This window comes from Streptomyces calidiresistens (assembly GCF_014141525.1).
Lineage (GTDB): Bacteria > Actinomycetota > Actinomycetes > Streptomycetales > Streptomycetaceae > Streptomyces > Streptomyces calidiresistens.
In genome coordinates, this window is sequence record NZ_VKHS01000173.1 from 1 (window position 1) to 8,262 (window position 8,262).

At 74.3% G+C, this 8,262-nt stretch carries 8 protein-coding genes and 1 pseudogene; 3 read left to right on the forward strand and 6 right to left on the reverse strand.

The genetic code is table 11. The features are described 5' to 3' along the window. Both FOE67_RS09905 and FOE67_RS09910 read right to left on the reverse strand, forming a co-directional pair. Positions 1 to 533: pseudogene (locus tag FOE67_RS09905) on the reverse strand (hypothetical protein); the annotation flags it as partial. Between the two features lie 225 nt (positions 534 to 758). Beyond that, on the reverse strand, positions 759 to 2,630 hold the full coding sequence (locus tag FOE67_RS09910) for a gamma-glutamyltransferase family protein (RefSeq protein ID WP_182662656.1): 1,872 nt from the start codon (positions 2,628 to 2,630) through the stop codon (positions 759 to 761). Positions 2,631 to 2,653: 23 nt separating this feature from the next. Between FOE67_RS09910 and FOE67_RS09915 the strand changes: the two genes are divergently transcribed. Beyond that, positions 2,654 to 3,499 carry a Sir2 family NAD-dependent protein deacetylase gene (locus FOE67_RS09915; protein ID WP_182662658.1) on the forward strand — a complete coding sequence of 282 codons (846 nt, stop codon included), beginning with the start codon at positions 2,654 to 2,656 and terminating at the stop codon, positions 3,497 to 3,499. Between the two features lie 93 nt (positions 3,500 to 3,592). Here the strand turns inward: FOE67_RS09915 and FOE67_RS29135 are convergent, their stop codons facing one another. After that, the gene (locus tag FOE67_RS29135; protein ID WP_182662660.1) at positions 3,593 to 4,039 is read right to left on the reverse strand and encodes an SRPBCC family protein; all 447 of its coding nucleotides are present in this window, start codon (positions 4,037 to 4,039) and stop codon (positions 3,593 to 3,595) included. A 389-nt stretch (positions 4,040 to 4,428) separates the two neighbouring features. After that, complete coding sequence (locus FOE67_RS09925) at positions 4,429 to 4,701, reverse strand: DUF6480 family protein (RefSeq protein WP_182662662.1); 273 nt, start codon at positions 4,699 to 4,701, stop codon at positions 4,429 to 4,431. 271 nt (positions 4,702 to 4,972) lie between these two features. On the opposite strand from FOE67_RS09925, the gene FOE67_RS09930 reads away from it, so the two are divergent. Both FOE67_RS09930 and FOE67_RS09935 read left to right on the forward strand, forming a co-directional pair. Continuing rightward, a complete protein-coding gene (locus FOE67_RS09930) occupies positions 4,973 to 5,716 on the forward strand; it encodes a hypothetical protein (RefSeq protein ID WP_182662664.1) in 744 nt (247 codons plus the stop codon). Between the two features lie 56 nt (positions 5,717 to 5,772). Next, on the forward strand, positions 5,773 to 6,825 hold the full coding sequence (locus tag FOE67_RS09935; protein ID WP_182662666.1) for a GntR family transcriptional regulator: 1,053 nt from the start codon (positions 5,773 to 5,775) through the stop codon (positions 6,823 to 6,825). A 45-nt stretch (positions 6,826 to 6,870) separates the two neighbouring features. Here FOE67_RS09935 and FOE67_RS09940 read toward each other — a convergent pair whose 3' ends face one another. Then, entirely contained in the window at positions 6,871 to 7,305 is a 435-nt protein-coding gene (locus FOE67_RS09940) for a DUF6278 family protein (RefSeq protein WP_194444120.1), read from the reverse strand. A gap of 128 nt (positions 7,306 to 7,433) precedes the next feature. Then, positions 7,434 to 8,222, reverse strand: a complete 789-nt coding sequence (locus tag FOE67_RS09945) for an exodeoxyribonuclease III (RefSeq protein WP_182662668.1) — start codon at positions 8,220 to 8,222, stop codon at positions 7,434 to 7,436. Positions 8,223 to 8,262: the final 40 nt, after the last annotated feature.

An 8,262-nucleotide genomic window follows, 5' to 3' on the forward strand; every position in this document is an offset into this window, starting at 1 on the left:
GGCACGGTGGGTCCGGTGGGGGCGGGCAGGGCGTTGAGCCGTCGGCGCAGCTCGGCGCGGCGACCGCGGGCGCGTTCCTCGTCGTCGCCGGCCCACATCCGCAGGGCGGTCAGCCGCTCGGCCTCCTCGTGCCGGCCGGCCAGGCGGGCGGCACGTTCGGCGGCGGCCAGTTCCTGACCGTGCCGGTGGGCGTCGATCTCGGCCTGGTCCTCCCGGCCGAGGCGGCGCGTGAGGTCCTCGCGGGCATCGGGCCGGGAGTCCCGGGCGCGTTGGGCGAGTTCGTAGCGGGAGCGGATCCGTCTCCCGCGGCGTTCGGCCTCCCCGGCGCCGTACCGGGCCGCGAGGTCCTGCAGGAGGTCGGCGACCACGTCCCAGGGGGGCAGTTCCCGTCCGGCGGTCCAGGCGTTCAGATCCTCGGGGACGCGACGTCCGAAGGCGGCGAACCAGCCCACGGCGGGGTCCAGGGCCTCGACCAGTGAGCGGAACTCGGCGGTGAAAGCAGCCGACTCCCGCCCCATCACGGACATCTCCATGCGGCTACTGAAGCGTAGCCGTGTTACACCGGGTGTTTCCGCTGTGCTACGAGGTGTTTACCGAAACGGTGGGGAGTGGTGAAGCGGTCACGGAGTGCCGCCGGCGCTCGTGTCGGGGAGGTGGGGCGGACTCGCGCCGATTGTGCGCCACCCCACCGCTCCCCGCCACCCCGGGGCGGGCCGGAAGCGCTTCCCGGGGGTGGCGGGGACGGCCCGCGCCGGGCCTCACCGACCCACCGCGTACCCCTGCATCCCCCGGGCGTTCGCCGCGGCCGAGAGCACGCCCGACTCCGGGTCCCGGGCCACCGCGCACAGCCGACCCTCCGTCCACGCCCCGCCGATGTGCACCCGGTGGCCGCGCCGGCGCAGTTCCTCCACCGCCCGCTCACCGACCCGGGACTCCACCGTCACCTCGCCGGGACGGGTGCCGCGCGGGTGGAAGGAGGCGGGGAAGGAGTCCTGGTGCCAGTTGGGGGCGTCGATGGCGCCCTGCAGGTCCGGGCCGCCGCGCACGCCGGGGCGCAGGAGGAGACCGAGGAAGAAGTGCGCCTGCCACTGGTCCTGCTGGTCGCCGCCGGGGGTGCCGAAGGCCAGGACCGGTTCGCCGCCGCACAGCGCCAGCGAGGGCGAGAGGGTGGTGCGCGGGCGCCTGCCGGGGGTCAGCGAGGAGGGCAGTCCGGGCTCCAGCCAGGTCATCTGCAACCGGGTGCCCAGGGGGAAGCCCAGTCCCGGGACGACCGGGCTGGACTGCAACCAGCCGCCGCTGGGGGTGGCGCTGACCAGGTTGCCCCAGCGGTCCACCACGTCCACGTGACAGGTGTCCCCGCGGGTCTCGCCGTTCCGTCCCACGGTGGGTTCGCCGGAGCCGGCCGCCATGACACCGAGCGGGTCGAAGGGGGGCGCGAAGGCGGCCGGGTCGCTCGCCGCCCGGGCCAGGCGCGGGGGGCGTCCGCCGGGGGAGCCGGGACGCAGTTCGGCGGAGGCGCGGGGGCCGATCAGGGCACGGCGGGCGGCGTTGTACTCCTCGGAGAGCAGGTCGTCCAGGGGAGCGGGGGTCGGACCGGCGTCGCCGTACCAGGCCTCCCGGTCGGCCATCGCCAGTTTGCTCGCCTCCAGGAGCAGGTGCAGGTACTCGGGGTACGCGGCGGTCTCCTCGGGCGCCAGTCCGCGGGCCCCGCCGGCGCGTCCGCCGCCCGCCTCGGCGAGCAGGTCGGCGGGGGCGTCGCCGAGCAGCGCGAGCTGCTGGAGCAGGACGGGGCCCTGACTCCAGGGGCCGGGCTTGCAGACGGTCCAGTCGCCGTGGTCGTAGCGGGCGGGCTCCTCGTAGGAGGCGGCCCAGCCGGTCAGGTCGTCACCGGTGAGCGGGGAGGCGTGCCGGCGTCCGGAGGAGTCCATCGCGGGGCGGGCAGCGTGGGCGACGAGGGCCTCGCCGATGAAGCCCTCGCGCCAGATCCGCCGGGCGGCGTCGATCTGCCCCTCGCGGTGCGGGGAGGCGGCCTCGGCCTCGGCCAGCAGACGGCGCCAGGTGGCGGCGAGGTCGGGGTTGCGCAGCAGTTCGCCGGGGACGGGGGCGCGTCCGCCGGGCAGGTGGACCTCGGCGGAGGAGGTCCACTCGGTCTCGAAGAGTTCCCGGACGCTCTCCACCGTGCGACAGACCTGTTCCACGACGGGGTGGCCGTGTTCGGCGTAGCCGATGGCGGCCTCCAGGACGCGGCGCAGGGAGCGGGTGCCGTGGTCGCGCAGCAGCGTCATCCAGGCGTCGAAGGCGCCGGGGACGACGGCCGCCAGGGGGCCGGTGCCGGGCACGAGGTCCAGTCCCAGTCCGGTGAAGTGCTCGATGGTCGCGCCCATGGGGGCCGGTCCCTGACCGCACAGCACCCGCACCGGGCCGCCGGAGGGGGCGAGGATGATGGGGGCGTCGCCGGCCGGGCCGTTGAGATGGGGTTCGACCACGTGGAGGGTGAAGCCGGCGGCCACGGCCGCGTCGAAGGCGTTCCCTCCCTCCTCCAGGATCGCCATCGCCGCCTGCGAGGCGAGCCAGTGCGTGCTGGAGACCATGCCGAAGGTGCCCTGGAGCGTGGGACGCGTGGTGAACATGCCCGGGAGCGTACGCTTTTCATATGAGCGGAGACGAGACGGCCCCCCGATCGGGGAGCGACCCGGTCGGCTCCGGTCGACCCGCGTCGAACCCCTCCCGACCCCCGGTGGCCCTGCTCAGCGGCGCCGGCATCTCCACCGACTCCGGCATCCCGGACTACCGCGGCCCCAACGGCGTGTGGCGGCGCGATCCCGGGGCGGAGAAGCTGGTCACCTACCACCACTACGTCAACGATCCGGAGATCCGCCGGCGGGCCTGGCGGGTGCGCCTCACCGGCCCGGCCCGGCACGCGCGTCCCAACGCCGCCCACCGGGCGGTCGTCGAACTCGCCGACGCCGGTGTACCGGTACGGGTGATCACCCAGAACGTGGACGGGCTGCACCAGGCCGCCGGAATGCCCGACCGCGAGGTCCTCGAACTGCACGGAACCGCGCGCCTGTTCGAGTGCGTCGACTGCGGCGCCCGGGGGCCGATGGCCGACGCGCTGGCCCGGGTGGAGGCGGGGGAGGAGGACCCGCCCTGCACCCTCTGCGCCGGGATCCTGAAGTCGGCCACGGTCATGTTCGGCCAGGCCCTGGACCGGGAGGTGCTGGGGCGCGCGGTGGCCGTCGCGGGGGCGAGCGCGGTCTTCGTCGCGGTCGGCACCAGCCTGCGGGTCCAACCCGCCGCCTCGCTGGCGCGGATCGCGGCGGAGGCCGGCGCCCGGCTGATCATCGTCAACGCCGAGCCGACCCCCTGCGACGCCCTGGCCGACGAGGTCATCCGCGAACCGATCGGGCGGGCGCTGCCGGCGCTCCTGGCGGAGCTGGCCGCCCCGGCACCGGACGGAACGGCGTCGGGCGGACCGGCCCCCACCGACCGGGGGTGACTCCCGGGGACACACGGGGGCCGCCCCGCCGACGGTGGTCGGCGGGGCGGCCCGGGCATCGCGCTCCCGCGAGGGGCGGGACGGTGCCCCCGGTCAGATCTTGCCGCGCCAGGTGCCGGTCTCGGCGCCGCGGGACTCGATGAACTCCTTGAAGTTGTCCAGGTCCTGCTTGGCCTTGCGGCGGACGAAGCCCATCTTGTCGCCGATGGCCTCGGTGAAGTTCTCCGGCGCGTACTCCATCTGGAGCATCACCTTCGTGTGCGAGTCGTCCAGCCGGTGGAAGGTGACGACGCCGGCCTGCTTGGGGCCGTTGCGGCTCGCCCAGGCGATCCGCTCGTCCGGCACCTGCTGCGTGATGTCGGCGTCGAACTCCCGCTGGGCACCGGCGATGTTGGTCACCCAGTGGGTCCGGCTGTCCGACAGTTGGTCGACCCGCTCCACCCCGCTCATGAACTCGGGGAACTCCTCGAACTGGGTCCACTGGTTGTAGGCGGTGGTCACCGGGACGGCGACCTCGATGGACTCCTCGATGTGGGACACGAGCGCTACTCCTTGGTCTGGGCGATCTCGGTGATCCCGGCGAACGAAGGGCTCCCGCTCGCCGCGATCCGTTCGGGGTCCCCATCCGTCCCCCGCCGTTCCCGGCTGCCCGACGGGCGGGCGGGTGAGGCGGGCGGGACGGCTTCCGGATGGACCGGAAGGGCGGCACCGGAGGTGCCGGGCATGGTTCCCTCGGGCATTCACTTCGCGAATGCGATCGTCTTTCTTCGGTTGTGGTCGGTGGAATGCCGACTCGCTCCGACGTCGCCCCGGAAGGGGTGTCGGTGGCTCAACTCGCCGCCTACCCCGACTTTCTGGTGGAAAACGGGAAGGGGCCGGTTCGTGGTGAAGTGGCCCTCTCCCCGCGTCCGGGGGCGGGGGGATCCCGCTCAGAACAGGGAAATCGCGTAAGCGAAGAAGAAAGCGGCGATGAGCACGGTGACCACGATCAACAGGGCCAGGGGGGCGACCGCCCACCCCTTGGTCGGGTTGTGGGTCTCCTGCGGTCCCGCCTCGCTCATGCTCCCCTCGGCGGGTGGGGTGTCCCCGGGCGGCACCGAGCCACCCGGCTCCATGCCGGGGGTCCGGTCCGGGTCGGGATCCGGCGGGTTGGCGTCCCGGCGCGGCCCTCCGGGGCCGCGGCGTTCCGCTCCTGGCGTCATCGTCGTCCTCCGTCTCGTTCCGGCCGCCCCTCCGGGCCACTCCTCGGGTGACCGGATACGGCCTCCTTCTGTGCGGGTGACCGGAGCCGGCGATCCCAAACCCGCCCGGTCGGGGAAAGAGGGGCGAAACGGGCGGCCGGCCCCCGTCCCGGCCCGCGGCGCGGTCCCCGTCCGGCGGGGAGGGAAGGGAGGTCGCGGCCGTGTCGCGGGCGTGTCGCGGTTCCCACCCGGGGGTCGAACACCGGCACGAGCCGCCGGTAGGGTCCCGGCCATGAACGACGACGTGCGCACCCTGCTCCTCGCCATCGCGGTCGCGGCGGTCGCCGCCGCCGTCCTGGGCTGGTTCCTCCGCGGTTGGCTGTACGAGCGCGACCTCGGGCGCCAGCAAAGGTTCTTCGGGCTCCCGGACAACTCCGAATGCCTGCTGGTGGTCAGTCGGGAGGCCGGGGCGGACGGGGCCGTGGCGCGCAACGACGTCTTCGCCCTCCTCGAACTCGCGGCCCTGATCAAGAACTGCCGGTCCCACGCACGGGTGATATCCGGGGAGACCGCCCAGCGCGGCTTCGGGGAGCGCACCGAGTTCTGCCTGGGCGGTCCGATGGGCAACCGGCGTTCCGCCGCCCACCTGCACAGCCTGCTGCCCGGGGTCTCCGCCAACACCGACACCGAGCCGGGCCCCGACCGGGGCGCCTTCCTCATCGGCACCGAGCGGTACCGCCTGGAGAACGGCTCGGTCGAGTACGTCCTGCTGGCCCGCCTCACCGCCGGTCAGGAGGGCAGGCCGGTCTTCCTCATCTGCGGCCAGCGCTCCATCACCCATCAGGCCGCCGCCCGCTACCTGGCCCGCCACCACCTGCGACTGGCCCGCAAGTACGGCGGGTCCGGGAATTTCGTGCTCCTGCTGAAGGTCGTCAACTCCCAGGCGTACGGCCCCGACGTGGTGGAACTCGTCGGCGACGTCACCGCGACGGCCCTGAGCCCTCGCCCGAAGCTCACCACGAGTAAGGAGAACTGACGCCGCGTGACGTAGCCTGGTCGCGGTCGAAACCCTGTGGTGTGAGAGGGGATCAGATGGGTGACACGCGACCGGTCTACCAGCGCATCGCGGACGATCTGCGGCGCCAGATCGACGAGGGGCTTCTGCCGGTGGGGGCGCGCATCCCCTCCCGCTCGGAACTCAAACGGGTCTACGGGGCCAGTGATCAGACGGTGGACCGGGCGGTGCGGGTGCTCAAGGCCGCCGGCTACGCGGTCGGCCAGTTCGGGCGGGGGGTCTTCGTCGGCGACCGCAAGCCGATCGGTTCCCTGGTGAGGGGTTCGGTCGCGGTCGACTCCCCGCTGGCCGCCGAGATCCGCGGCGGCTCCCGGGCCCTCGCCCGCGGCGGGGCGGCGCCGCTTCCCGGCCCGGGCGACCGGCACCCCGGACACGTTCCGGTGCCCCTGCGACTGCCCCCCGTGGCGGAGGGGGACGTGGCGGAGGGGTTCGGTCTCCTTCCCGTGCCGAGGGCCGAGAGCCCCGCCGAGCGGACGCCCCATCTGGTGTGGGAGGCCACCTCCACCGCCACCGTCGCGCCGCCGGCCGTCGCCGAGCGACTGGGCATCACCACCGGCGAGCGGGTCATGTGCACCCGTTACGAGTACCTCGCGGACCGCTTCCCGCTCCAACTGGCGACCAGTTGGGAGCCGTTGTCCCTCACCGGGGAGACCGACATCTGTTGGCCCGAGCGCGGCCCCTACGCCCGCCGCGGGGTGCGCGGGCGGTTCGCGGCCATCGGCATCCGGGTCGTCCGGGCCCGCGAGGTGGTCGCCTCCCGCCCGGCCACCAGCCCGGAGGCGGAGGCGCTGGGCTGCGCGCCCGGCCAGTGCCTCACCACGGTGGAACGCACCCACTACGCGGCGGACGGCCGACCGGTGGAAACCTCCGAGTCGGTGCTGCGCGGGGACCGCTGGCGCCTGGAGTACGACATCCCCCTGGCCCCGGAGCCGGTCGTGCCGCCACCGCTCACGGGCGCCCCCGCCGTCCGCGCCCCCCACCAGGGCGGGCGTCCGGCGGGGGTCCCGCGCCCGTCGGCCCGTCGGACCCCCACGGGCGGCGACGAGCCCGCGGCCCCCGTGCCGCGCTGAGCGGGAGGGGCGCCCGGCGCCGGGCCGGGAGGCGCGGCCCCGGGGTCAGCCCTCGGCCGCCTCGGCGTACATCCGGGACAGTTCGGGGGTCCCGTTCTCCGCCCATTCCCGGCCCAGGCGTTCGACGTCCAACCGGCGCCCGGAGGGCAGGGCCACCTCCGGCCCCCCGTCCTCCCCCGGCGCCCAGCGGGCGCCGGGGAGGGACCGCACGATCACCGTGCCCAGGTACAGGCCGGCGTCCGTGGCCAGCGCCGGCAACTCCTCGGGGTCCTCGAGCCACAGCGGGGGAAGCTGATCGAGCAGGGTGAGGGACTCCGGGTCCCCCGAGAGCACCACCCCCCGGGCGGCCGCGCGTTCCCGCAACAGGGGGCACTCGGAGAGCAGCTCCGCGACCCCCTCGGCGTCGTAGCCGCGTTCCGTGCCGCCCGGGGACACGGGGGGAGCCGGGCGGCGCCATCGGTGTGCGAAGGGGAACCTCATACCGTGAAGGGTGGCACCGCGGCCCGCGCGCCGGCCGGCGGCACGACGGCGTTCCGGGGGAATATTCCACGGCACGAGGGGTGAAAACGGGGCGGGAAGGGCCCCGCCGGGGCCCTCGCCCGGGGCGATCAGCCCATCGGCTCCAGGTCCACCACCACCGGCGCGTGGTCGGAGGCGCCCTTCCCCTTGCGCTCCTCCCGGTCCACGTGGGCGTCGCGCACCGCGTCCGCGAACGCGGAGTTCCCGTAGACCAGGTCGATCCGCATGCCCTTGTTCTTCGGGAAGGCCAACTGCCGGTAATCCCAGTAGGTGAAGGGGCGGTCGTACTTCAGCGGCCGGGGCACCACGTCCCGCAGACCCGTCGCGCGCAGGTCGGCCAACGCCGCCCGTTCGGCCTCGGTCACGTGGGTGGAGGTCTCGTCGAACACGCCGATGTCCCACACGTCCTCGTCGGTGGGGATCACGTTGAAGTCACCGAGCACCGCGAACGGCCGCTCGCCGGCCGCGTCCGACGCCACCGCCCCGCGCAGGGCCGCCAACCACTTCAACTTGTAGGCGTAATGGGGGTGTTCCACCTCCCGGCCGTTGGGCACGTACACCGACCACACCTTGACCCCCGCGCAGACCGCCGAGACGGCGCGCGGCTCCACCACTCCGTCGTACTCCGGCGCACCGGGCAGCCCGACCACCGGGTCCTCCAGGCCCACCCGGGAGAGCACCGCGACACCGTTCCACCGTCCGGTGCCCGCCACCACCGCCTCGTACCCGGCCTCGCGCAGCCGCTCGGCCGGGAAGGCGGCCAGGTCGCACTTGAGTTCCTGGAGACAGAGCACATCGGTGCCGCTGCGCTCCAGCCAGGCCACCAGGCGTTCCAGACGGACGGTGACGGAGTTGACGTTCCAGGTGGCGATGCGCATCGGTGCTCCGGGCAGAGGGGGAAGGGGGAAGGGGGAAGGG

Excerpts from the sequence above, each read along its gene's own strand:
- FOE67_RS09910 (WP_182662656.1), bottom strand. The coding sequence starts at position 2,630 with ATGTTCACCACGCGTCCCACGCTCCAGGGCACCTTCGGCATGGTCTCC.
- FOE67_RS09915 (WP_182662658.1), top strand. The coding sequence starts at position 2,654 with ATGAGCGGAGACGAGACGGCCCCCCGATCGGGGAGCGACCCGGTCGGC.
- FOE67_RS09925 (WP_182662662.1), bottom strand. The coding sequence starts at position 4,701 with ATGACGCCAGGAGCGGAACGCCGCGGCCCCGGAGGGCCGCGCCGGGAC.
- FOE67_RS09930 (WP_182662664.1), top strand. The coding sequence starts at position 4,973 with ATGAACGACGACGTGCGCACCCTGCTCCTCGCCATCGCGGTCGCGGCG.
- FOE67_RS09935 (WP_182662666.1), top strand. The coding sequence starts at position 5,773 with ATGGGTGACACGCGACCGGTCTACCAGCGCATCGCGGACGATCTGCGG.
- FOE67_RS09940 (WP_194444120.1), bottom strand. The coding sequence starts at position 7,305 with ATGAGGTTCCCCTTCGCACACCGATGGCGCCGCCCGGCTCCCCCCGTG.
- FOE67_RS09945 (WP_182662668.1), bottom strand. The coding sequence starts at position 8,222 with ATGCGCATCGCCACCTGGAACGTCAACTCCGTCACCGTCCGTCTGGAA.